We start from the raw sequence: 24,141 nt of genomic DNA, 5'->3' as shown, positions 1-24,141 counted from the left end.
GCTTCGTGCAAGAGTTCAACGACAGCCTCGCCATCCCCCGCAATCTCTCCGACCTCGGCGTCACCAAAGCCGCCATCCCCGAACTGGTCCAGGGCGCTATCATCGACCCCTCATGCGGAGGTAACCCAATCCAACTCAACCAACAAAACATCACTGAGCTGTTTAATACGGCGATCTGACAGTGAGCGCTGAAATCGTTCTCATAATCCTTGCGGCCGCGTTGCTGCATGCGATCTGGAACACGGTTGTAAAAACGGCCGCTGACCGAACGGTCACGCTGGGTCTGGTTGCACTGGGGCATGTTATCCCGGGGGCGCTGATGGTAGCGGTTCTGCCGCTGCCGAATGTCGAGAGCCTGCCATATCTGGCAGGTTCGACTGTCGTTCATTTCGGATATTTCTACATGCTGAATCAGGCCTACCGGCATGGTGATCTCAGTGTGGTGTACCCGATCGCGCGCGGTGTGGTTCCTGCGCTGGTCGCTCTTTGGGCCGTGATATTTGCGGGCGAACATCTGCCGACGCAGGCATGGATTGGGATCGCGGTGATTGCCACCGGCATTCAACTGTCCAGCTGGTCGGTTTTGAGGCAAGGGGTCGGTAGGGCATCGCTTGTTTTCGCATTGGGAACGGGCTGCTTTATTTCCATCTACTCGCTTGTGGATGGCCTGGGCGTGCGGGTGTCAGGCAACATCCTGAGTTATTGGGCCTGGCATTCGGTTCTGCATATCTTTGTTGTGGGCTTTGTCGCGCTACGACGAGGCGCGCGTGTGCTTGATTTGCCTCTGCGCATCTGGGCGATTGGGATTGCAGGCGGAATGGTGTCGATGACGGCTTACGGCCTAGTGCTTTATGCCAAGAATTTCGCTCCGCTTGGCGTCGTGTCAGCCTTACGCGAAACTTCAGTGATCTTCGCGGCCCTGATCGGATTTCTGTTCCTGGGTGAAGGCAATCCCATGCGACGCCTTCTGGCAGCCGTGATGATGGCTGCAGGCGTGACGCTGATCGCATTGTCGTCATGAACACGTGCTGGGATGAGTTGAATGATTCTTGCAAGAGATCTGAAATCCACCTGTCACGCCGCATGAAACTGCAGGTTTGCTGTGCCATGTTGACCGGAAAAGGCAAAAAAACCAAAATTGTCGCAAAAGATTTACATTTATTGTGGATTTTTGCGCGAAAATGTGACCGAGTCTGAAAATGGATGATGATAGCGTAACCATCCCACATCGTGGCCGAGAGTTGCTGGATGTCCTTGCGCGGCTGGGGGGGTCAGCGCGCAACACTCAGATCGCCCAGATCATGGACGTCTCTGAGGAAACTGTGCGTCGTTTGGTCAAGGCACTGGCGCGCGCGAACAAGGTTGAGCGTGTGCATGGCGGCACATTTCTGTCTCGGGCGCAGGATACACCGATGTTTTCGGGCGCGTTGGAGTATAATGCCGACGAGAAAACCAACATCGCCAAGCGGGTCTGCGGGTTGCTTGAGGACGAGATGGTGTTGTTCATCACCGTTGGCTCGACCATGACTCATGTGGCCGAGCAACTACGTGAGCTGCGGGGTTTGACCGTCGTTAGCAACTCTTTGTCAGTTGTCGCATCCCTGGCCGATCACAATGGCACGCGCGCCGTTCTGGCAGGGGGCGAAGTAATCCGGTCCGAGCGAGGCAGTTTTGGCCGTGCGGCTGAAGAACTGGCGTGTCAGTACAGCTATGACGCGGTGATCTGCGGCGCGGATGCACTGTCGCTGGTTGGAGGCGTATTGGCCTCGAACCCGCTGGAGGCGGATCTGACCCGTGCGCTGCAAGGGAACACGCATCGCATGATCGTTGCAGCGGACCACACTAAATTCGGTGCAAAGGCAGCCAACGTGTCTTGCCCGTTCGACAAGGTGACGGATCTGGTGACCGATATCGCGCCACCCGATGCGTTTGCACCCGTTCTCAAGCAAGCTGGGGTCCAAGTGCACATTGCATCGCAATACGATGTCAAATCCGGGCCAGATGAAACAGAGCCCCGGAAGCAAAAAAAGAACAAAGAAACCTCCGAAAGCAAAGCGGGCAAATCGGGCTCTCGGAAACGCAAAACGAAATAAACAAAACCTAGGGAGAAAACATGAAAAAGCTTCTTATGTCTGGTGTGGCCTTTGCCACAATCGGGGGCGCGGCCTGGGCCAATTGTCCTGCTGCAACCGTCGCGGATATGCAGGGCGTCGCAGCCGGTGCTTATCCTCAGCAGTTTGATCTGTCCGAGTTTCAATCAGCTGCAAACTGTACGCTCAGCTTTGCAGAAAACCCGGCTATTGGGGATCTGAACGGCATGATCCGTGGCAATGGCGATCTAGCGGCCGTGGCAGATCGTCTGCCGGCTGACCCGTTGGTCATCGTACCCTATGACTCGATAGGTCAGTATGGCGGTGTTCTGGACGCGCTCTCCAACGCCACAGAAAGCGGCACCTCGGACTTCCTTTCGGTGCGTCACGTCAACCTGTTCCGCTATTCCGACGACCTGCAGACCTTGGTGCCCAACGTGGCGAAATCCTGGGAATGGAACGATGACTTCACCGTGCTTACCGTGACCTTGCGCGAAGGTCACAAATGGTCGGACGGTGCACCGTTCACCTCAGCAGATGTTGTGTTCTGGTACGACAATCTGATGATGGACACCAATGTCATCGCCGAAGCGAAGGATTATGCGCTGGCGGGCGGTGAGCCGATGAAGGTCGAAGCGCTGGACGACACCACCGTCCGCTTTACCCTTGCCGCGCCCAAGCCTGGCCTGACCGAGACATTCTCGTTCACCTATGTGCAGCCCTACCAGCCCAAGCATTTCTTTGAAAAGTTCCACCCGGCGCTGGATGACAACGCCGACGCCAACGCGCAGGCGCTTGGTTATGAAAACGGGTACGAGCTGATCAAGGCCTATTATGGCAACTCGGACTGGATGGATACGCCATCTCCGATGCTGACAGCCGGTGACAAACTGGCGGGTCTTCCCACCGACACCATGCCGACGCTGGAGAGCCATATCCTTGTGAAGGAGAGCACCGAGGGTCGTCACTACGTGGCCAACCCCTATTTCTTCCAGGTCGACACGCAGGGTAACCAGCTTCCCTACATTTCGGAAATGGATGAAACTTACGTTCCGGACGAAGAAGTACGCACCCTTAAGTTGCTGAATGGCGAGGTCGACTACAAATCGCAAGGTGTTAACCTGACATCTGCTCCGGTGCTGCTCGAAGGTCAGGAGAACGGTAACTACACGGTCGAGGTGAAGCCTTCGATCGGCTATCCGGTTCTGACCTTCAACGTGACCGCAGAAGACGAGGCCAAGCGCGCGATCTTTAACGATATCCGGTTCAGAACTGCGATGTCTGTTGCGATGGATCGCAACCAGCTAAACGAGGTTGTGGCTTTTGGTCTGGGAACACCGACACAGTACATCGGCTTCTCGCCACGTCCCGATTTCATCGACGAAAAATGGTCGAACCATGAGATCGAATTCGACGCAGAGCGCGCCAATGCGCTGCTGGACGAAGTAGGTCTTGTCGACAAGGACGGTGATGGCTTCCGCGACTTGCCGAATGGTGATCCGTTTGTTCTGGATTGGCAGTTCTCGACCCAGCCAGCTTCGGCGCAATTGGTGGAACTGATTGCTCAGAACTGGAAAGACGTTGGCGTCAACACCGCGATCAAAGAGGTGACATCCGACGAATTCCGCGCCGCACAAACGGCCAACTCGCTGGATATGGGCCTATGGCTGAAGAGCCAGCCAGCCGGGTCGATCCTCGGGGACAGCGAGATCTGGGTGCCTCCGTTTGATGGCTATTTCGACGTACGTACAGGTATGCTCTGGGCTGAATACATCAGCTCAAACGGTGAAAACGGTGTTGAACCGCCGGCTTGGGTCGCGGATCTGAAGGCTGCATTGGACACCTATCAGTCCAGTGCACCCGGCTCTGATGCGTCAGTATCCGCCGCGCAGAAGATGGTCGAGATCATGACCGGCGAGCTGTTGTTCCTGGGTACCGTGAATGCTCCTGCCCCGATCTATCACTCGAACAACCTGCAGAACTTTACCGAGTTCAAAACGCAGTCTTACGAGTTCTATCGGACCTATCCTTACCGCCCCGCCCAGTGGTGGCTGAGCGAATAAGGTTGAGAAGATAAGAAGGTGGGCGCCCGCGCCCGCCTTCGCGCATCCCGCGGGGACAGATATGTTGCAATTCTGCAGATTTGCCGCCACCCGGGCGGTTATGGCGTTGGTCACTTTGGTCATCGTATCGCTGATTGTTTTTTCACTGATGGAACTGGTGCCCGGTGACTGTGCCGAGCGCTATTTGGCGTATAAAAACACCCAAGGGTCCGCGATCACCGTTGCTGACGTTGCAGCAGAACGCGCCCGACTGGGGTTGGATCAACCGTTCCTAACCCGATGGGCCACTTGGTTGTCAGGGGCATTTCGTGGCGATTTCGGCGAAAGCTGCATCCTGCGGGTGAATATTGCACAGCTGCTGGGCGACAAGTTCTGGCTGTCGCTGTGGATCTGCCTTGGCGCTTTGGCGCTGGCTTATGCCATTGCAATCCCTGTGGGCATCATTTCTGCCGCCTCGCGCAGTGCAGTATTGAACAACTCGCTGCGGATCGTCAGCTATCTGGGTCTGGCGATGCCGAACTTCCTGCTGGCCCTGATGGTGATGCTGGTTTCAACCGTTTATTTCGGCGAGACACTGACCGGGCTGTTCTCGCCCGAGTACAAAGAAGCGCCTTGGTCTTGGGGCAAGTTCCTCGATTTGCTGAAACACGCCTGGCTGCCGATCTTCATTCTGGGCTGGTCGGCCACAGCCTTTGCGCTGCAGACCGTGCGCGCGTTGATGTCGGATGAGATCGGGAAGCTGTATGTCACCGCTGCTGCCGCGCGGGGCATTTATGGCCGCCGCCTGCTATGGCGCTATCCGGCCCGTCATGCGCTGGGGCCGATCGTCAATAGCCTTGGCTTTGACCTGAACCGGATCTTCAACGAATTGCCCATTGTGGCGCTGATCTTGACATTGACCGAAGCCGGGGCGCTTTTGCTTGAAGCGTTGGCGCGGTCCAATGATCAGCAACTTGCGGGGGCCATCATCTTTCTGCTGACGGCATCAATCGTGACGTTGAATTTCTTCACCGACATTCTGCTTGCGGTGATCGACCCGCGCGTGCGCAAAAGTATCCTCAGGTGACCAGATGACTGCGACAATCGAAAACCAAAAGGCAAAAGAAGCCTATTTCACCGCCTCGCAGCGTCAGTTGATCTGGGCCCGATTCAAGAAACAGCGCGCGGCGATGATTGCGGCCACAGTTCTGGTCGTCCTGATCCTGTCGGGCATCTTTGCTCCGTTCCTGTCGCCTTACGATCCGACCGCCGCAGGGCGTGACAAAGACTATCTGAACGGAGCCCCGCAGATTCCAAAATTCTGCGACAAGAATGGCTGCTCGATCCGCCCGTTCCTGCACGGGGTAACCCGCGAACGCTCGTTGGCGACCAATTTCCGCTGGGTCGAGAAAGTGAACGAGGATGAACGCCGATATATCCAGTTCTTCGTTCGGGGCGACAAATATAAGCTGTTTGGAGTCATTCCCGGTAACATCCACCTGTTTGGTGTCGATCAGGGCTATGTTCACCTGTTCGGAACCGACAGTGCCGGCAAGGATATCTTCAGCCGTACACTGCATGCGGTTTGGACGTCGCTACAGGTCGGAACGCTTGGGGTGATGATTTCGTTCGTGCTGGCGCTCGCGATCGGAGGGGTGGCCGGATATTACGGTGGAATGGTCGACAGTGTGATCCAAATGATCACCGATGCGATCCGTACGGTTCCGGCCATACCTCTGTTCATGGCGATTGCGGCCTTTATCCCGCCGGAATGGTCGGCCGAAACAAGATTCTTTGTCATCACAGCCATATTGGGATTGGTCGGCTGGCCTACTTTAGCACGGCGAGTTCGCACCCATCTGCTGACCGAACGCAATCAGGAATATGTGCTTGCAGCAAAGCTTTGCGGCGCATCACCGGGCCACATCATCCGGCGTCATCTACTGCCCAGCTTCACCAGTTACATCATCGTCGATCTGGTGATCTCGTTCCCCTATATGGTCCTCAGCGAAACCGCGCTCAGCTTTATCGGGCTGGGGCTGAAAGATCCGGTCAACTCACTTGGCGTGATGTTGCAGAATGTGACCAAGGCGGATGTTCTGCTGAATTACCAATGGTATTTCATCCCGGTCATCTTCTTTGTCGTTCTCGTGATGTCTTTCGTGTTCGTTGGCGATGGCCTGCGCGATGCGGCTGATCCTTATTCGGAGACCCGCAAATGGGCTTGATCGATGTCGAAAACCTGTCCGTTCAGTTCAAAACCGATGAAGGGTTGATCACGGCGGTTGAGGATGTTTCGTTTTCACTCGCCCCAGGCGAGGTGCTCGGGCTGGTCGGCGAAAGTGGATCAGGGAAATCAGTGACAGCAAAATCACTGATGAAACTGAATCCACCCAACGCGATCTATGCACCGGAAAGCCGGATCGATCTGCATCTCGACAGCGGCCCGGTTGATATCATGGCGCTGAAGCGGCCCAAGGACATGGAGATTGTGCGCGGCGGGGCGATCAGTATGATCTTCCAAGAGCCGATGGCCAGCTTTGCCCCCGCGATCACTATCGGCAAGCAGATGGTTGAACAGTTGCTGATCCACACGGACCTCAGCAAAAAGCAGGCCAAAGAACTATCGATCGAAATGCTGGACCGGGTGGGTATCCTTGAACCAGCGGCCCGGTTCAACCAATACGCTTTCGAATTGTCGGGCGGGATGCGTCAGCGGGCGATGATCGCCATGGCGCTTTCGACCAAGCCCAAACTGCTGATCGCGGATGAGCCGACAACGGCGCTGGACGTGACCATTCAGGCTCAGGTTTTGGATCTGATGAAGGATCTGGTGGCCGAGTTCGGCATGGGCATCGTCTTCATCACCCATGACCTAAGCGTCGTCGCCCAAACCGCCGACCGGGTTGCGGTGATGTATCTGGGTCGGATCATGGAAAGCGGACCTGTGCGTGAAGTGATCCGCCATCCGGCACATGCCTATACGCGTGGCCTGCTGAACGCGTTACCCAAACTCGATGATCTGGACGCACCGCTAACCCCGATCCCTGGCGATATCCCCTCACCTCTGGAGCGGCCATCAGGCTGCGTGTTCCATCCACGCAACCCGGAACTCAAACCCGGATCGCGATATGAAACGGAACGCCCACCCTTGACCGAGGTCAGCCCCGGCCATTTCGCAGCCATTTTCCCCGAAGACGTGCCAGGCCAGCCATGACAAAAGCATTGATCAAAACCGAAAACCTGTCAGTCGAATTTCCCCTTGGTGGCGGGTTGTTTAACAAGCGCACGCTGAAGGCGGTCGACAATGTCTCGATCGAAATCCCGCAAGGGGCATTTGTTGGAGTGGTCGGCGAGTCCGGCTCGGGCAAGACAACACTCGGCCGCGCATTGCTGAATGCGGTTCCAATCACCAGCGGTGGCGCAAGCTATGATGATGGTGAAGAGCAGTTCGATCTGACCAAAATGTCGGCAACCGATCTCAAGTCCTATCGCCGTCGGGCTCAGTTGATTTTTCAGGACCCTTACGCGGCGCTTAGTCCTCGGATGACCGTGCGTGATATCATAGCCGAACCGCTGGATGTGATGGGCCTGACCGCATCGCGTGAGGAAACCGATGCGCGGGTTCGCGAGATTGCGGGCAAATGCCGGTTGAACCTTGAACATCTACGACGCTATCCGCACGCGTTTTCGGGCGGTCAGCGTCAGCGGATTTCTATCGCGCGGGCTCTGGCCTGCAACCCGCGTTTTGTAGTTGCCGATGAATGCGTGGCGGCGCTGGACGTGTCGATTCAGGCGGATATCCTGAACCTGCTGAAATCCCTTCAGCGAGATATGGGCCTGACCTTCATGTTCATCAGCCACGATCTGTCGGTTGTGGCCCATACCTGCGATTTTGTAGTCGTGATGTATCACGGCAAGATCGTCGAAAGCGCCCCGACGCGCGAACTGTTTGCCGCACCCAAGCAAGACTATACCAAGCGGTTGCTGGATGCGATCCCATCGCTGGACCCCGATCATCGAATGCGTGCCTGATCAGGGCGCGCTGACCTGCGCCTGTCCGGTCTCGGTCAGCACAATCTCAGTCGCGCCATCTGCGCTGCGCTCGCTGGGTGGGACAAGGACATCGATGCCAGGCCGGTCGGGGCCAAAGGTGTTGCTGACCCGGCGGACCGAACTGAGAATGGCCAGCAGCGCCGGAGACGTCGCCGCCACGAAATGAGATGATCCCGCATCGCTGTTGAATGCAGTCGTGTCGATCACGCTGATCGGATATTCGGCCAATGCGTCGACCGAACTGATATTACCCAACCTCTGACTGTCCGCGGTGCCGCGCAGCCGAGCCGACAGGTTCAGAATCTTGTCCTTCTGGGACACCATCACCACAAACGGGTCGGGCGGGCTCTTGATGCTGTTCATCTGGGATCGGAACAGATCCACATCCAGATCAGGTGAGATCAGGATGACCCCCTCAAGATTGCGGCTTGCCCATCCCGGCTCGCGCAGTTCGGCTTGCCGCATCATCTCCATCGATAGGGCGCTGCCCATCGAATGCGCTATCAGGACGACCCGCTTTACGCCCATTGATTTGAGCAATCTAATGGTCTGTTCCAGCCCGTCTCGGGCAAACAGCATACTGTCCAGATCATAGGCGTAACCGGTGCCGCGTGCCTTACTGGGCCAGGAATAAATCAGAATAGTTCCGGGGATACCGATATCATGGCTCAGCTGAGCGGCCCGAAATGCGGTCTCGGTCTGCGTGGCGTTATACCCGTGAACAAAGATGACCACGTCATCCACGCCACGCAGACGGGACTTCAGATCCTGCGGACCCGAGAACTCGGTAACTTCGGCCACGACAAACTGTTTGTTCGGATTCGGGTTCGCGTATGAGAACTCGAGTTCACCCGGCGTGTGCGACGGCGGAATAGAGACGGTCATCTCAAGGTAACGCAATGCCTCGGCACGGTTAGCTCCGTAGCTGCCATCCGGCTCGCGCGCACGGGTAGTGGCGGCAAAGACCGTGGCGGGGGTGCCGACCCTAAGGGCTTCGGGTGTGATCTCTGTGATAGACCGATCCGCACAGGCGGTCAGCACAGACAGCGTCACAATGATGATGAAATAGCGCAGCACGCTCTGCCCCTGTGAAGTTACAGGGCTACGCTACCGTATTCCCGCCCCGCGTCCAGCCTGAGGGCACGACTCATTGGCAAAATCCGGCTGGCACCTGTTACAAAACGTAACGGCTGAGGTCTGTGGATTTTGTCAGCTCGCCAAGATTGTCATTCACGAAACCTGCATCGACGGTGATCTCAGCCCCCGCCTGATCCGGTGCGGTGAACGAAAGCTCTTCGAACACGCGCTCCATCACCGTGTAAAGCCGCCGCGCACCGATATTCTCGATGCTTTGGTTCACATCCGCCGCAATCCGGGCCAAGGCTGCGATCCCGTCTTCGGTGAAACTGACCGTGACCTCTTCAGTGCCCATCAGGGCAGTATACTGCAGGGTCAGAGCGTTGTCGGTCTCGGTCAGGATACGTACGAAATCCTCTTCTGTCAGGGCGCGCAGTTCCACGCGTATCGGCAAGCGGCCCTGAAGTTCTGGCAGCAGGTCCGAGGGCTTGGCGATGTGAAACGCACCGGATGCAATGAAAAGGATATGGTCGGTTTTCACAGGGCCATGTTTGGTGCTGACAGTGGTGCCCTCGATCAGAGGCAGCAGGTCGCGCTGAACCCCTTCCCGGCTGACATCGCCTCCGCGCGCATCGGATCGGGCGCAGACTTTGTCGATTTCATCCAGAAACACGATGCCGTTCTGTTCGACCGCTTCCAAAGCCACCCGGTTGACGGTTTCATCATCCAGCAACTTGTCGGCCTCTTCCCCAATTAAGGCCTCATAGCTTTCAGCGACAGTCATGCGTTTCTTGACGGTCCTTCCACCGAAGGCCTTGCCGAAGATATCACCCAGATTCATCATCCCCATCTGACCACCCGGCTGGCCCGGTATATCGAACATCGGCATCGGGTTCGTGGTATCTGACAGTTCCAACTCGATTTCGGTATCGTCCAGCTCACCCGCTTTCAGCTTCTTGCGGAACATCTCGCGCGTCGCTTCGCGGGCGTCGGTTCCTGCAATCGCCTCGATCACGCGATCCTCGGCGGCCTGATGGGCGCGGGCTTTGACATCCTCGCGCATATACTCGCGGGTTTGCAGGATTGCGGCGTCAGCCAGATCACGCACGATCTGTTCAACGTCCCGACCGACATAGCCGACCTCGGTGAATTTGGTGGCTTCAACCTTGATGAAGGGTGCGCGGGCCAGTTTGGCCAGACGGCGGCTGATCTCGGTCTTGCCAACGCCGGTGGGTCCGATCATCAGAATGTTTTTCGGATAGACCTCATCGCGGATGTCATCTGGCAACTGCTTGCGCCGCCAGCGGTTGCGTAGCGCCACGGCGACGGCGCGTTTCGCGTCTTTCTGCCCGATAATAAAGCGGTCCAGTTCCGAGACAATCTCGCGCGGGGTCAGGTCGGTCATATGTGTTCTATCCGTATGTTTCGCAGCGGAACCTAATCATACGGCGCGAAAACACAAGCCGATCACGAGAAGATCACGGCAACTCACGGGCAGCACACGGAATTTCGTGGTGATGTGAATCGCCAGATGCACAGCGTCTGCGGCATAACCTTTCGCGACGGACTCTGCGTCCGTATGACATTAGGGAGATACCTCATCATGATGACTCGTCGTTCGCTTTTTGTGAAAGCTGCAGCTACTAGCGCGGCCCTGTCTCTGGTCGGCACCACCGCTGCCCTGGCCGGTGGCGCAAAAAAGAAAGGCACATTTGAAGGCCGCTCGAACCACGTCACTACCGGTTCGGTAAAACTGGTCAAAGATGGCGAGCGTTACATCGTTGAACTGGGCGACGACTTTTCGCTGGACAACGGCCCCGACCCGCGTGTCGCATTTGGTAAGGACGGCACATACGCCCCAGACAGCAAACTGGGCGCGCTGCTGCACCTGACCGGCAAGCAATCCTATGCCGTGCCACCAACCATGGATGTCTCGGGCTACAACGAAGTTTACATTTGGTGCGAGGTTGCCGGCGTCCCGCTGGGCGTTGCTTCGTTGAAGTAATCACACCCTTCAGGGGTCGGGCTTTCCGGCCTCTGACACGCCGTTAGGTGACAGGGCAACTGTCTGTTACACTCGCCCCAAGATATTGGAACTGGGGGCGTTTTCATGACCAAGATTGCCAAGATCACCCTGCTGTTTGTGGTCTTTGTTGACCTGATCGGACAAGGGCTGGTGTTTCCCATCATCAACTCCCTGATCATGGAAACGAAGTCCGGCTTCTTGCCGGAAAGCACGGCCATGGGCACAAGGCACTTTTATTATGGTCTGGTGATCGGCTGCTTCTTCCTGTCTTGGTTTCTGGGGGTGGTCTATGTCTCGAAAGTTTCAGACTCTATCGGGCGCAAGAATGCTCTTCTGGTCTGTTTGACCGGGGCGCTGGTCGGTTACGCCCTGACCATCGCCGCGCTTTATCTCAACAGCCTGCTTCTGCTGATCATTGGTCGTTCGATCACCGGGTTTACGGCTGGAAATCAGCCCATCGCACAAGCGGCAATGATCGATGGCAGCACCGACGCTGCCGACCGCGACCGCAACATGGGCTACATCGTGACCGGTGTCAGCTTTGGCTTGGTCGGAGGACCGATCATAGGCGCGGTTCTGTCCGATGCAGCCTTATTGGGCAGCGCGGCGACATTGAAAACGCCTTTCTACGGGGCGTTTGTACTGGTCCTGATTGCAATCTTTCTTGTGACCGCGTTCTTCAAGGATACCAGAACCGAGCGTGAACCTTTTGTTTTCCGCCCACGCGACATCACCGACAGCCTCATAGCTGTGCGCGAGCACCCGCTGGTTCTGAAGATCATGCCAGTTTACGCCCTGTTCATGGTCGCCAACGTTACTTTCTATGTATTCGTCGACAACTTCCTGACCAGCGCGTGGGGTTATGGCGTAATAGGGGGCAGCATGGCGATGGTGGTCATTGGCGTTGCGCTGGCCTTTTCCAGCACTTTCCTTGTGAAACCAGCGCAAGAGAGGTTCAGCAAGCACCAGATCATCTACACCTCGTTGGTCACCATGGTGATCTGTGGCTTTGCCTTCGCATTCAGCCCCAGCGGGGTGCTGAGCTATATTCCGGTCTTTTTCTTCTACTTCTTCTTCGGCGTTTCTTACCCGACGCTGCTAGGCCTGTTCTCATCCAGCGTTGCCGAAACGGATCAGGGCTGGGTCATGGGCGTGACCACAGCCGTGTTCTGCCTAGCAGGCGGTATCATGTCCCTGATCGGAGGCGGATTGATGAGCATCGACATCCGCGTGCCGTATTATATCGTCATTGTCACTGCCCTGATGGGCCTGATCGGGATGCATCTGAGGTGGAAGGGGAAAGAGATCAAAGCGCTATTGGCGTAAAGAGCAGCCGATAGAGCGGAGGGGGTCACCTACTCCTGCTCTTCCTCGATTTCTTCTTCGTCAAGTTTGCGCTGGCTTTCCTGTAATGGCGCGCGCTCTATCAGTGCCCAAATTTCCTTTTTGGTCTTCTTTGAAACAGCGCCTCTGGCTTCCAGCTCGATCAATAGCGAGCGTGTCTGATCTTCGGTACAGCCAATTGTTCTGCTGAGCCGTTCCAGAGTTTTGAACTTGTATTTGGTATCCCTCAACATGGACTCAAGCAGCTTCTTGCGAGGCTCTTTCCATGTCTTGGCGTGCTTCCGGTTCCGATATTCCTCAAGCACAATCGGCCCAACAATACCGCCAATCAGCCCACCAAATATCGCTGCCAGAACCGCACTCATGACCCGATCGTCTCAACCGTCAGATTGCCGTTGGTATACACGCAGATATCCGCAGCAATTGCCATAGCTTCACGCGCTACATCCTCGGCTGGTTTGTCGCTATCCATCATCGCACGGGCCGCCGCCAGGGCAAAGTTGCCGCCCGACCCGATTGCAGCGACGTTGTGTTCCGGCTCAAGCACGTCCCCTGCCCCAGTGATCACGAGCAGATCCTTGCCGTCGGTCACAATCAGCATCGCCTCGAGCTTCTGCAGATACTTGTCGGTGCGCCAGTCCTTGGCCAGCTCGACCGAAGCACGCGCCAGTTGGCCGGGCGTCGCCTCAAGCTTGGCTTCCAGACGTTCCAGCAGCGTGAACGCATCCGCCGTAGATCCGGCGAATCCGGCGACCACTTCGAACCCGCCCGGTGTCAGGCGACGCACCTTTCGCGCAGTGCCCTTGATCACGGTTTGGCCCAGGCTGACCTGCCCGTCCCCGGCGATGACAACCTGCCCGCCCTTCTTGACGCCAATAATAGTGGTGCCGTGCCATCCGGGAAAATCGCTGTCTGCCATGAATGCCTCCGTTATCCGTGCTGCCATATATGGGCCGGGCACGGGTTCTGCGCAACCGGTTCTAAAAATGCCCAAAAGATATGCAGTAAACGCAAACCGGGGCTGTTGAGTCAGCATTTGTGAGACTCAGCCGCTGGAGTTACATGAGGCTTACAACCGACAACGGGTCGGCTGTTTCTGTTAAAAGGACTAAGCACATGGCAAACGCAATCGCAAAAACCCATGCGCCGCGCGGAGCAGTCACCATCCTGCACGCAGTGGACGCATTCTCTCATGCATTCGAAAACGTTGTCGAATGGTACAAATCATATCAGACACGCAACGAACTGTCGCAACTGAGCGACGAGCAGCTGGAAGACGTCGGGCTGACCCGCGCTGATATCTCCAAGTTCTGATCCAGGATTTGAACACTTATAAGATGAGCCGCTCGATTGAGCGGCTTTTTCTTTTTCAGTTTTCGACGAATTTACCTGCGAGATCAGGCAGATAAGCCTCAACTGCAGCAGTGGCTACGACATGCCGGGTACCCGCCTCGGCATCCTCGACATCCAGTCCCCCTTTGACCGCCCGAACCGAGGCGCGGCCCCGCGGCAGATCCGAGGCGACAAGATCACAATCAACCTTCTCAGGCTGCTGAACGCCAATCGTGACCTCAACGCGCATCTCCTCATGACTGATGCCCAGTTTGGAAAACAGCGTGATGGACGAGTGGTGCAGCGCGTCCTGAACAGCGCGGCGCGCGGCCTTGGTATAGTCCTGACCATACAGATCGTTGCCGGTCCCCATCTCCAGAATAATACGTTTTTCCGTCATCGGGCGGGCTCCATATCAAATGAGACTACGATCGCGGCGTTGGCGATCACCGTGCGACCTTCAGAATGGGGTTTGTCGATATCCAAGCCACCATGTGTGACCGTGATGTTGGGCTGGCCGTAAGGGAAAATGGCCTTCAACGCCTGCGAATCCACCCGGTCCGGTTGCTGTACACCGATTTCCGCGTCGATGATCATGGCCTCTTTCGGGAATCCGAACAATTCCGCCATATTGATCGAGTTATGCCAGAGCGCATCCTTGAGCGCGCGCAGCGCTGCTTCGGTATAGTCTTCGCGCCGAAGCGACGTACCCATACCGAATTCCACCAATACCCGAGTTTTGGGCATGTCGCCTCCTTATTCCTGATGACCCGACAATCTGCACGAGTTCTTGCGAATTGAAAGAACCAGTACAGTGAACTGCATCCGGCCAAACCACGAAACCCGAATGTTTGGTGTGTACCGCAGCAATCGACTAGAATTCTGTCTGTTTAAGCACACGATCTATGAAAGGTTTGATTCCATGACGTATTTTCGGCTCATGTCATCATTATTGTTGTTTGGACTTCTGGCGCCAAGCGTATCCGCTGAAGTCATAGAAAACAAAGCGAAATTTATGAACCTGATCGTTGATAAGAAGCTGGTTCAGGGCGAAACCTGGGTGACAATTCACAAGGACGGCACGGTTGAGGGCAAAGGCCCTAAAGGTGGCAGTATCAGCGGCACGTGGGAGTGGAAAGACAGGTATTACTGTCGGAGAATCGTGATCGTCGGTGAAGTGATGCCCCATGACTGTCAGGTGGTTTCAATCGCAGACGACACCGTTACATTTACCCACAAAGACGGCGCGGGAGTATCGGTGAGGTGGACCATCAAGTGAGTCTAAACTCTTGTCACGCAGTGGCTTTCACAAAAAAAGGCGCCCAATGCGTGGCGCCTTTTTGCGTTCGAACAGTAGCGAAGGTCAGATCGACTCGTCGATCCAGCTTTGCAGGGCCGCTTTCGGGGCCGCGCCAGCGCGGTTCGAAACCACCTGACCGTCTTTGAAAATGAACAGCGCCGGAATGCCGCGCACGCCCATGGCCGCGGCTGAGTTTGGGTTGCTGTCGACATCGACCTTGGCAATCTTCACCTTGCCACCATATTCGCTGGCCAGCTCTTCCAAGGCGGGGCCGATCTGCTTACAGGGGCCGCACCACTCGGCCCAGAAATCCACCACGACGGGGATATCGGAATTCTTGACTTCGGCGTCAAAGGTGTCGTCGGTAACGGCTACGGTCGACATGTCTGTCTCCTGACTGGGAATGCTTGGGCTCAGAACCTAGGTGCGGCACCGTGCAAGGTCAAGATATAGGGTTCGGTGTCAGGGCGTCCGTCACCATATCGTGTGGCAACCACATCAGGTGCGCGGTTCGCGTCCACAAGATAGCGGTGCGGATACTGTGATTGGGATAGATTTGCGACAGGGCATGGGCGTAGGCCGCCATCTGGCGCAACAGCCCTTCGGGGCAGGATTCTGGCCCGGTCGGAACAGTCGCATTGGATTTGAAATCAATTACATGCACCTCTTTATCCGTGATAATCAGCCGGTCGATGACCCCATGCATTCGTGTGCCGTTCAGATCGGCAGAGACCGAAACCTCGGTCAGCGCATCCGAGCCAAAGACCGGTTTCAGATATTCGGCCGTCAGCACCGAAGTGGCCTCAGTCAGCAGATCTTGCCGCTCAACATCTTGCATATCGGCCAGAAGCCGTGCGCAAAGCTGCGGCCATTGATCCTGTGCGGCAGCAGGAAGATGTTCGAGCAACAGGTGCAGCTGCGATCCGCGTCGTTTCGCCGCCTCTTCATCCTGCCCCGCATCTCCGGGCAAGGCCTTCGCACCCCCTAGATCAGAGGGGCTGAGCGTTTCGGCTGGCGCGGGTGCATTTGGCGCGGGGTGGTCAAAAAATACAGGCAAATGCTGTTCGTTGTGCGGGATGCTGCCCTGTTCAACGGCAGACAAAGCCTCCCAATCTCCATGCGCCAGTCGAAGGGTCTGGGTGCCGGGCACCTGAGTAGCCCCTGCCCGCGCCATCGCGGCCTCAACCATCTGATACCAACTGTTGCCATCCTTGCCTACATCCCCGGCGGCCGCCACTATTAGCCACTTTTCTGCACGTGTTAGAGCCACATATAGAAGCCTCAGCCGCTCATTCTCCTCGCGCGTTCTGGCTTCTTGGCGCGCAGCTGCGATCAATGCAGGTGAGGCATCAGAAGGCACTTTCCACAACGGAGTATCGCCCGCCATCATGATCTCGGCATCTCGTGGTGGCTGTCGTTTACCAGTGTCCGGCAGGATTACGATCGGTGATTCCAATCCTTTTGAGCCATGAACGGTCATCACCCTGATCATATTGCCGACACCGCTCATCTGGCGCTTGATCTCCAGATCGTCGGTTTGCATCCAGACCAGAAAACCGGTGAGGCTTGGGATATCTGTCCGTTCATAGGCCAGCGCCTGCGACAGTAACGCGTTGATACCATCCTCAGCCTCGGCCCCAAGCCGGCCCAGCAGTTTGCGTCGCCCGTCATGGCGCGTCAGGATACGTTCGATCAGATCATAAGGACGCAGAAAGTCGGTTTGACCGCGTAGGTCGTTCAGAATCGCAAGCGTTACCGGGAACTCCTCGGCACGATTGCGCAACGCTGCCCATAGATAAGTTTCCTCCCTGCGATGAGCCAGATCGAACAACTGTTGTTCCGTCCAGCCAAACAGTGGGGATTTCAGGACTGTCGCCAGTGATAGGCTGTCTTCGGGTGTGGCCAGAAAGCTCAGCAAAGCAGCCAGATCCTTGACCGCCAGTTCCGCGCCCACCTTCAGGCGATCCGCCCCCGCGATGGGCAGGCCCTCGCTTTTGCAGGCGCGAATGATCTCGGCAAACAGGTCCGAGCGGCGTTGGACAAGGATCAGAAAGTCGCGGGGCTGCACTTTGCGCCGGACAAATGTCCCCGACGCATCGCCATCATCGGGAATGGTGGCGCCATCCCTGATCATATCCTTGATCGACCGGGCAACCTGTTCTGCCAGAATGACGGTGTGATGCCGTGCGCCGGGTCGATCAACGGGATCGGTCCAATCGCTGTCATCCTCGTCTTCAACCTTCTCGATCACCGGCCATAGGTCGACGCGCCCAGGAAGATCGGCCTTGAATGCCCGGTGTAAGGCATCCTTGTGGAACCCGGCTTCTACATGGTTTTCGAACAGTATATCGACCAGCCCAAGGATCGCGCTGGACGAGCGGAACGAATATTCCAGCGTTGAATCCCACAGTTTAGAGCCTGATTCTCGAAGTTTCCGCCCAAATTCGGCCTGCATCTGGTCAAAGGCTTGCGGGTCGGCGCCCTGGAAGGAATAGATCGACTGTTTCTTGTCACCAACCACAAAGATCGTGCGCTCAACTCCGGATCGGGCCCCTTCCCCGCTGGTAAATTCCTGAGCCAATTTTTCGATCACGTCCCATTGATCCGGGCTGGTGTCCTGCGCCTCGTCCACCAGAATGTGATCGATGCCACCGTCGAGCCGGTACAGCACCCATTCTGCGACCGCTGGGTCGTTCAGCACCTGACGTGCGCGCAGGATCAGGTCATCAAAATCCAGCCAACCCCTCACCTGCTTGCACCGCTCGTATTCCGGAAGGAAGGCCGCGGCAAAGCGATGTAATACATGGGTTTTCTGGGCCGCAACCAGCGCCAGTCGTTGTTCCCGCGCGGCTTCGACCCGCAGCATCAGGGCCTCGAGCTGGGGCATCCGATCTGCCAGCACCCCTTCACGCAGCGCCTTGGTTGGAAAGCTGTTGAGTTTTGCGGCAAAGGGCTCTTTCGCGCCCTTACCCGTCAATAGGACGTTTTCAAGTATCGTCAGTTTGCTCAGCCGGGCGTCGGTAAAACCGACAAGCTTGTCGGCGGCCTTGGCATTGTTCCCTCCGCTTTCCGAAAGCGCGGGCAAAATGGACTGGATCAGTTCGACCTCACCGCCCAGAAACACGTTACGCAGCAGGACCTGTTCATCAAAACCTTCGGGCAGATCAAACCGTTGCAGAATGTCCGGCCATTGCAGCACATGTTCAAACTGATTTCGTTTCTGCGCAACAGCGGCAGTCAGTTTGTCAAAACCGGTATCGGTGACAAAGCGGGCAACGTCTTCGATCAATTCGGCCTGAGGGCCGTCGGCAAAACTTTCAATGATCTCTTCGCGCAGCAACGCCGCAGCCCGGTCTTCCATTTCGGAGAACTGAGGGCTGACCCCCGCCTCAAGCGGGAACCGTCGCAGCAGCGAAGCACAGAAGGAGTGGATCGTTTGGATTTTCAGGCCACCGGGTGTCTCGATGGCGCGGGCAAACAGTGTCCGTGCTTGCGCCAACCGGTCGGGATCGATCAGGCCTGGTACGCCAAGTTCGACCAACTCAGCCTGAAGGTCGCCGTCGCCCAACATTGCCCATTTGCCAAGACGTTTGAACAGCCGGTTCTGCATCTCGCTGGCCGCGGCCTTGGTATAGGTCAGGCACAGGATATGCTGCGGCTGCACCCCATCCAGCAACAACCGCGCCACCCGGTCGGTCAGCACCCGCGTCTTGCCCGAGCCCGCATTGGCCGCCAGCCAGGTTGAGGCGTCCGGGCGCGCGGCCTGAACCTGCCGTTCGGTGGCATCATTGCGGGGGGTCATGTCAGGTCCTCCGGTTCGGTTTCCGCCGAACGATCCCACTCGCCGAACCGGGCGAGGTGATCATAGTCCCCTATATCTGTGTCCTTGTGCAGCATCCTGCGTGAAGAGAACCCCTGATCAGGCTCTAAATAGGCTGATATGAGCTCTTTCAGTTCGGCCAGCACCTTGTCGGTCGGCTCTTTCTGCAGCGGTGCGGGCACTTCTTTATAGGTGCCGCCCATGCCAATGAAGATCGCCTGTGCAACGGGAAGCGGATCGAATCCTTCGATACCGCCCTGCTCGGCCATTGCGGCCTCGATCAGCAGTTGTTTGTCGAATTTGGCTTGCTGACTTTCCGTTGGCGGAGTGCCCGTCTTGTAGTCGATGATACGCAAAGCCCCCTGCCCGCTTCGATCGATTCGGTCGGCACGTCCGGCAATGGTGAAGTCCAGCGGCGTCAACGTCAGGCGCATCCCAACCTCAAAAGCCACAGGCCCGCCATCGGCGCGGCGCTGAATCTCGGCGGACAGAAAGCTATCGGTAATCCGCTCTAGCCGCGCCAGCCACAGCTTTCGGGCAGTTGGCCACGCAACGTGGTCGTCCAGCAGAGCTTTGGCGCGTTTCAGGAAATTTTCTCGGGTCAATAAAGCCGGATCCAGAACGCTGTCGCGCACGAATTGTTCCATCACCTCGTGGATGACGATACCGCGTAGCAGGGCATCTGGCGCCTGAACCAGCGGGTCCAGTTGTCTCAATCGCAGGACATGTCGGGCATATATGGCGTACGGATCGCGGATCAGGCGTTTGATTTCGGTCACCGATAGCCGCCGTGGCCGCGCCGCGACGGGTGGTCGTGGCGACGGGCGGTGCGCGGGTGCGATTCGGGGTGCATGTTCCAGCATCTCTGCCCAATCCAGCCACCGTTGGCCCCGCGCTTGCATTGCTTCTAACGCCCTAGTTCCACCCTGTTCAGGCAGGCCTTGCAACAGGTTGGTCATGCGGTTCAGCCAACGGGATGGTACGGTTTCCGCATCATCCGAGCGGGTAGCGCGGGTCAAAACCACCTCTGCAGCACCTGCCGCCTGCTGGAAGTCATGCGCGGACAGACCGATCCTGCGTTCGGGCAGTAAAAGACCGGCCTCATTGCGCATCTGACGGTTCAGCCAGGGGTCGGGTGCCGCAGCCTCGGGCCAGCTGCCTTCGTTCAAGCCACCCAGAATTAGCAGATCCGCACCCTGAACGCGCGCTTCCAGCGTGCCCCAGATCATCAGATGCGGGTGAGGTGCATCGCGGTCGCGGACTTCTTCACCTGCCAACAACGCGTCCAGAAGGTCGGCAAAGTCATGGGCGGTCATCGCGCCGCCATGCTGTGCTTCGGCTTCCAAAGTAGAGATCACCGCAAGCGCCTTCTGGCCCGCGTTCTTGTCCCACAATGTGCCAGATTCACCGGTTCCACCTGCCGAGATTATCTCGGCCAGCGTGCGAAGCCGGGCGACCCAGTCCGGCAGTGGCTGTTCGGTGGGGTCGTATTGATCGCAAAATGCCTGGGTAACCCAGCGGACCCAGTCCTCGGGCGCTTCAGTACGAATGGCGAAAGCGGTCAGGCTGGCGCTGTCGGGAAAGGGCGGGCCATAGCGACGCAGGTCAAGCTCAAGATCGCGGGTATGCAGCAGGTGGCTGCCCCGGTCGCCCCCGTCATGGCACAGTGGGTGTTTGAGCAGCGTCAGCAGAGCCTCGCTATCCAGGCGGCGCGCGAACAGCCCGGCGACATGGCGCAGGAACCGCCCGGGCGGAGACAGCTGCAGTGGCAGGCCCGCGCTGTCATCGGGCAGGATATTCCACCGGTCCAGTGCGGCGCTGACCTGCCGGGTTAGCATCCGGTCGGGGGTGATTAGCGCGGCGGTCTGGCCGGTCTCGGCCGCTTGCCGTAGGCGCAGCGCAATCGCCAAGGCCTCGGCCCGGGGCGAGGGCGCCTCGATCAGCGTCACATCCTTGGTCGCACCGTTCAGGTCGGGCAGGAGCGGGCCTTCAGTCATCCATGCGTCGGTGACCGGGGCAGGGCGCAATGCAAGCGAAATCAGCTTGTTACGGGCAGGTGAAGGGGCCTGATCCGTGGTCCATGGCCGGATTTGATCCGGGCCAAGCCCTAGCCCAAGCATCAGCTTGCGGAACCGGTATTGAGGATGATCCTCAGATGTCAGCGGGTTATCCAGATTGCTCCAAACATGTTCAGGCTGGTCGAAATCACAGCCAGGCAGCACCAGCGCCCCCTGAGGCAGACGCGCAACCGCCTGCATCAGCATCAGGGTGGTCCCGCGAGACCCGGTAGAGCCTGCCAGAATGACAGGATGTTCGGGCGGCGACGCCTCCCAGCGCGCGATCAGGTTCTCGACCACGCGCCGCTGTCGGGCCTGCGCATCCAGCGCGTCCGAACCGGATTCCATGAACTGATCGGCGATGCCGATAAAGGCCTGCGCCCGTGCCCAATGGCCGGACATGTCGCTCACATCCAGTTGCCTGATCGCATCGGGCGAGACACCTTCCCCCTGCATCTCGTCGATCAGCCCGGCCAGGCTGTCAGATAGATCGAACAGCGAGGACCGGGCCGCCAGATCGGGTTGCTGGTCTAGCAGTTTTGCGATCAGCTGCGTCAGCTCCAGCCTGCGACGCAGAGACGGGATTGCGGGTGGGATCTGCGCCAGATCGGCGCTTTCGCCAAGATCGGTGACCAAAGAGAGGCGTGGCAAAAGGCAAGCGGGACCCTGATCAAACAGATCGCGCACCCGGCGCGCCATCCGGCGGGTGTTGATCACCAGTTGCACCCGGGCCAGCGCGTCGGGCGGCTGCCCCACAAACCGCTCATGTAGCCCGTCAACCAACACCTTGGGAAAATCCGCTCCCGGAGGAACGGCGAAGACCCGGGGCAGGGCGCTGGGCTCAAACATCGGCAATCAGCCCCTCGGCCAGATCAATACCCTCGGGACGCCCCACATCGCACCAGCGACCGGGGTAAGACAGTGCGAACAGGCGCTTTTGCTGCAGCATTCGATCCCACAACACGTTCAATGAAAACACGTCCTCAGCGATGTCATGCAGCGCTTCGGTTTTCAGAATTTGTACCCCGCCGTAAACAAGACCTGCACCGCGGACGATCCGCCCTGTGCTGTCCTGAGTGAAGTCACCAGGGCCGGAGTGGCCAAGGGTTTGCCCAACTGGAACGCACATCAGCAGCGCATCCATTTTATCCGGATTCCACTGATCCTTCAGTAAATTCAGTGGGTTGGGCCCAGCCCAGATTGCGTCGCTGTTCAAGGTGAATACCGGATCGGATCCAAGCAGAGGTAGCGCTGCGCGCAGCCCACCACCAGTATCCAGAATGCGCGGTTCTTCCCGCGATATCATAACGTCGCAGCCCGCCAGATGATCAGCCAACTGATCAGCGTGATAGTGCAGGTTGGCAACAACCCGCAGCGGCCTGAGTGCATCGACCAGATCCAGTGCGTGATCAATCAGGGGCCGCCCGGCCACCTCGATCAGCGGTTTGGGCCGGTCTTTGGTCAGGGCACCCATGCGGGTGCCAAATCCTGCGGCAAACAGCATTGCAGCTTGGGGGGTGCCGATCATTGCGCCCTCAGCTTATCCAGGTTTTCGGGGCTTGGGGCGGGCAGGGCGCTGCGCAACAGGTCTGCCACCGGCACCAACGCGGGGTGTTCGAGATCGCGCATCAAATGTGCCCACGCAGCCGGGATCAGGTCGACGTAGTGTGGCTTTCCATAATCGGTCGCCAACCGGGCAAAACCGCCCAGAATGCGCAGGTTACGCTGCGCGCCCAGAACAGCATATGCGGTGCGGAAATCATGCCCATCGACGCCGGTTGCGGTGATATAGCGGTCGATCATCCTCATCTCGATCCCGGCGGGCACAGTCCGACGCACATCCTGTAGCAGTGACATCAAATCATAGGCGGGATGCCCCAGCATCGCGCTTTGGAAATCCAGCAGACCGACACGCGCCAGACCTTCGCGCTCGGGCAGCCAGATCAGGTTTTCTGCGTGGTAATCGCGTTGCACAACAACCCGCGTTCCGCCGGTTTCCCGGTGCAGGATATCCGCAAAGCGCAGCTCGAACCGGGCGCGGGCCTCGTCGTCGTGCGATCCAAGAATGCCTTGTGCATATTTCGTGAACGACAGCGCCGCCAATTCGGTCATCAGGGCGGGGTCGTAACTGTCGAGCGAAAGCGTCGGCGCCGCGTGAAGATGGACAAGTACATCGGTTGCGGCGTCATACAGCGTGCGCTCAAGCGTCGGATCGTCCCGCAAGACGCGTGCGAACAGATCGTCGCCCAAATCTTCGAGCAACAGAAACCCGTATTCGCAGTCCTCGGCGTAGATTTCCGGCGCACTCAACCCAATGGAACACAGGTATTTCGACATACGCACGAAGGGTTCAACAGCTTCGCCCTTGTCGGGCGGAGCATCCATCAAAACGGCGGTCCGGCCGGTGGTAGGGTCGGTCAGACGCTCGTATCTGCGGTTCGAGGCATCACCCGCCAAAGGCGTATGCCGTGCGCCGTTCCATGGTGTCTGCGCGATCAAGGCTTCTGCCAGAATGGCCCGGTTCGTCATTGGATCCCCTCCAGCTTGGCGTTCCATTTCGGGTCTGTCCACGACATCTTAAGTTGTCGCGTATCTTGTTCGTTGGCGTCTGTGGTGAACCGGATCAGTAAGGCCGGCTCTGGTGTCAGAGGACCCAGCTTTTCAGGCCACTCGATCAGGCAAATGCCGGCGTCGAAGGCGTCGACCAGCCCCAGCTCTTCGATCTCTTCCACGGCAGAAAGACGATAGAGGTCTGAATGCCAGACCTCACCAAGCTGCGTCTCGTAAACCTGAACCAGAGTAAAGGTCGGCGAAGGCACATCTTCGGGTGCGGACAGAAGAGATTGGATCAATGCGCGTGCGAAATGGGTTTTGCCGCTGCCGATGGTACCTTCAAGCAGGATAGTATCGCCAGACTGCAATGCGCCTCCCAGTTTGGTGGCAACTTCAGCAGTGTCGAATGGGGATTTCGAGGTCAGAGTCAGCGGTGCGTTCATG

Annotated in this window: 23 protein-coding genes and 1 pseudogene; 12 read left to right on the top strand and 12 right to left on the bottom strand. The window is 57.7% G+C overall.

All coding sequences use genetic code 11. From position 1 onward, the window contains the following. From ACR0L9_RS19895 to ACR0L9_RS19860, 8 genes and pseudogenes are all read left to right on the top strand, one after another. A pseudogene (locus ACR0L9_RS19895) lies at nt 1–179 on the top strand (iron-containing alcohol dehydrogenase); the annotation flags it as partial. 2 nt (nt 180–181) lie between these two features. Continuing rightward, on the top strand, nt 182–1,021 hold the full coding sequence (locus ACR0L9_RS19890; RefSeq protein ID WP_170407899.1) for an EamA family transporter: 840 nt from the start codon (nt 182–184) through the stop codon (nt 1,019–1,021). A gap of 178 nt (nt 1,022–1,199) precedes the next feature. Continuing rightward, a complete protein-coding gene (locus ACR0L9_RS19885; RefSeq protein ID WP_170397781.1) occupies nt 1,200–2,093 on the top strand; it encodes a DeoR/GlpR family DNA-binding transcription regulator in 894 nt (297 codons plus the stop codon). 20 nt (nt 2,094–2,113) lie between these two features. After that, nucleotides 2,114–4,153 carry an ABC transporter substrate-binding protein gene (locus ACR0L9_RS19880; protein WP_170425335.1) on the top strand — a complete coding sequence of 680 codons (2,040 nt, stop codon included), beginning with the start codon at nt 2,114–2,116 and terminating at the stop codon, nt 4,151–4,153. A 61-nt stretch (nt 4,154–4,214) separates the two neighbouring features. Beyond that, on the top strand, nt 4,215–5,219 hold the full coding sequence (locus tag ACR0L9_RS19875) for an ABC transporter permease (RefSeq protein ID WP_170566562.1): 1,005 nt from the start codon (nt 4,215–4,217) through the stop codon (nt 5,217–5,219). A gap of 4 nt (nt 5,220–5,223) precedes the next feature. Continuing rightward, nucleotides 5,224–6,360, top strand: coding sequence for an ABC transporter permease (locus tag ACR0L9_RS19870; protein WP_480896507.1), 1,137 nt, complete (start codon nt 5,224–5,226; stop codon nt 6,358–6,360). Continuing rightward, nucleotides 6,351–7,349: an ABC transporter ATP-binding protein gene (locus tag ACR0L9_RS19865; protein ID WP_480896506.1), complete on the top strand. Its 999-nt coding sequence runs from the start codon at nt 6,351–6,353 to the stop codon at nt 7,347–7,349. Before ACR0L9_RS19870 ends, ACR0L9_RS19865 begins: the two co-directional genes overlap by 10 nt. Beyond that, complete coding sequence (locus ACR0L9_RS19860) at nt 7,346–8,167, top strand: ATP-binding cassette domain-containing protein (RefSeq protein WP_480737858.1); 822 nt, start codon at nt 7,346–7,348, stop codon at nt 8,165–8,167. Before ACR0L9_RS19865 ends, ACR0L9_RS19860 begins: the two co-directional genes overlap by 4 nt. Here ACR0L9_RS19860 and ACR0L9_RS19855 read toward each other — a convergent pair whose 3' ends face one another. Both ACR0L9_RS19855 and hslU read right to left on the bottom strand, forming a co-directional pair. Further along, the gene (locus tag ACR0L9_RS19855; protein ID WP_480896505.1) at nt 8,168–9,265 is read right to left on the bottom strand and encodes an alpha/beta hydrolase; all 1,098 of its coding nucleotides are present in this window, start codon (nt 9,263–9,265) and stop codon (nt 8,168–8,170) included. Between the two features lie 97 nt (nt 9,266–9,362). Beyond that, complete coding sequence (gene hslU, locus ACR0L9_RS19850) at nt 9,363–10,670, bottom strand: ATP-dependent protease ATPase subunit HslU (RefSeq protein WP_170425348.1); 1,308 nt, start codon at nt 10,668–10,670, stop codon at nt 9,363–9,365. A 198-nt stretch (nt 10,671–10,868) separates the two neighbouring features. Here hslU and ACR0L9_RS19845 point away from each other — a divergent pair, with 198 nt between their 5' ends. Then, entirely contained in the window at nt 10,869–11,270 is a 402-nt protein-coding gene (locus ACR0L9_RS19845; RefSeq protein WP_480896504.1) for a DM13 domain-containing protein, read from the top strand. A gap of 105 nt (nt 11,271–11,375) precedes the next feature. Beyond that, nucleotides 11,376–12,617 carry an MFS transporter gene (locus tag ACR0L9_RS19840; protein WP_170397806.1) on the top strand — a complete coding sequence of 414 codons (1,242 nt, stop codon included), beginning with the start codon at nt 11,376–11,378 and terminating at the stop codon, nt 12,615–12,617. A 29-nt stretch (nt 12,618–12,646) separates the two neighbouring features. Here ACR0L9_RS19840 and ACR0L9_RS19835 read toward each other — a convergent pair whose 3' ends face one another. Further along, nucleotides 12,647–13,000 (bottom strand): hypothetical protein, encoded by a 354-nt coding sequence (locus ACR0L9_RS19835; RefSeq protein WP_170425354.1) that lies wholly within the window; start codon nt 12,998–13,000, stop codon nt 12,647–12,649. Then, nucleotides 12,997–13,554, bottom strand: a complete 558-nt coding sequence (gene hslV / locus ACR0L9_RS19830; RefSeq protein ID WP_170397812.1) for an ATP-dependent protease subunit HslV — start codon at nt 13,552–13,554, stop codon at nt 12,997–12,999. Before hslV ends, ACR0L9_RS19835 begins: the two co-directional genes overlap by 4 nt. Before the next feature lie 197 nt (nt 13,555–13,751). On the opposite strand from hslV, the gene ACR0L9_RS19825 reads away from it, so the two are divergent. Continuing rightward, nucleotides 13,752–13,949 (top strand): DUF1127 domain-containing protein, encoded by a 198-nt coding sequence (locus tag ACR0L9_RS19825; protein ID WP_170397815.1) that lies wholly within the window; start codon nt 13,752–13,754, stop codon nt 13,947–13,949. A gap of 55 nt (nt 13,950–14,004) precedes the next feature. On the opposite strand, the gene ACR0L9_RS19820 is transcribed toward ACR0L9_RS19825, so the two are convergent. Both ACR0L9_RS19820 and ACR0L9_RS19815 read right to left on the bottom strand, forming a co-directional pair. After that, entirely contained in the window at nt 14,005–14,367 is a 363-nt protein-coding gene (locus ACR0L9_RS19820; RefSeq protein ID WP_170514195.1) for a Lin0512 family protein, read from the bottom strand. Next, nucleotides 14,364–14,714, bottom strand: coding sequence for a Lin0512 family protein (locus tag ACR0L9_RS19815; protein WP_170625360.1), 351 nt, complete (start codon nt 14,712–14,714; stop codon nt 14,364–14,366). Before ACR0L9_RS19815 ends, ACR0L9_RS19820 begins: the two co-directional genes overlap by 4 nt. A 268-nt stretch (nt 14,715–14,982) precedes the next feature. On the opposite strand from ACR0L9_RS19815, the gene ACR0L9_RS19810 reads away from it, so the two are divergent. Further along, nucleotides 14,983–15,246, top strand: a complete 264-nt coding sequence (locus ACR0L9_RS19810) for a hypothetical protein (RefSeq protein WP_170397824.1) — start codon at nt 14,983–14,985, stop codon at nt 15,244–15,246. A gap of 84 nt (nt 15,247–15,330) precedes the next feature. On the opposite strand, the gene trxA is transcribed toward ACR0L9_RS19810, so the two are convergent. Genes trxA through tsaE form a run of 6 tightly spaced genes read right to left on the bottom strand, consistent with a single transcriptional unit; the run spans nt 15,331 to nt 24,140 of the window. Then, nucleotides 15,331–15,651 carry a thioredoxin gene (gene trxA / locus ACR0L9_RS19805; protein WP_170397826.1) on the bottom strand — a complete coding sequence of 107 codons (321 nt, stop codon included), beginning with the start codon at nt 15,649–15,651 and terminating at the stop codon, nt 15,331–15,333. 58 nt (nt 15,652–15,709) lie between these two features. Further along, nucleotides 15,710–19,069, bottom strand: a complete 3,360-nt coding sequence (gene addA, locus ACR0L9_RS19800; protein ID WP_480896503.1) for a double-strand break repair helicase AddA — start codon at nt 19,067–19,069, stop codon at nt 15,710–15,712. Next, nucleotides 19,066–21,993 (bottom strand): double-strand break repair protein AddB, encoded by a 2,928-nt coding sequence (gene addB / locus ACR0L9_RS19795; RefSeq protein ID WP_480896502.1) that lies wholly within the window; start codon nt 21,991–21,993, stop codon nt 19,066–19,068. Before addB ends, addA begins: the two co-directional genes overlap by 4 nt. After that, a complete protein-coding gene (locus ACR0L9_RS19790; protein ID WP_170625363.1) occupies nt 21,986–22,672 on the bottom strand; it encodes a nucleotidyltransferase family protein in 687 nt (228 codons plus the stop codon). Before ACR0L9_RS19790 ends, addB begins: the two co-directional genes overlap by 8 nt. Next, a complete protein-coding gene (locus ACR0L9_RS19785) occupies nt 22,669–23,673 on the bottom strand; it encodes an aminoglycoside phosphotransferase family protein (RefSeq protein ID WP_480896501.1) in 1,005 nt (334 codons plus the stop codon). Before ACR0L9_RS19785 ends, ACR0L9_RS19790 begins: the two co-directional genes overlap by 4 nt. Beyond that, nucleotides 23,670–24,140, bottom strand: coding sequence for a tRNA (adenosine(37)-N6)-threonylcarbamoyltransferase complex ATPase subunit type 1 TsaE (tsaE, locus tag ACR0L9_RS19780; protein WP_170407927.1), 471 nt, complete (start codon nt 24,138–24,140; stop codon nt 23,670–23,672). The genes ACR0L9_RS19785 and tsaE overlap by 4 nt, the downstream gene beginning before the upstream one ends. Between the last annotated feature and the right edge of the window lies 1 nt (nt 24,141).

The organism is Ruegeria sp. I3 (assembly GCF_056532525.1).
The sequence above is the reverse complement of the archived record's forward strand: the minus strand, read 5'-3'. Positions and strand labels throughout refer to the sequence as shown.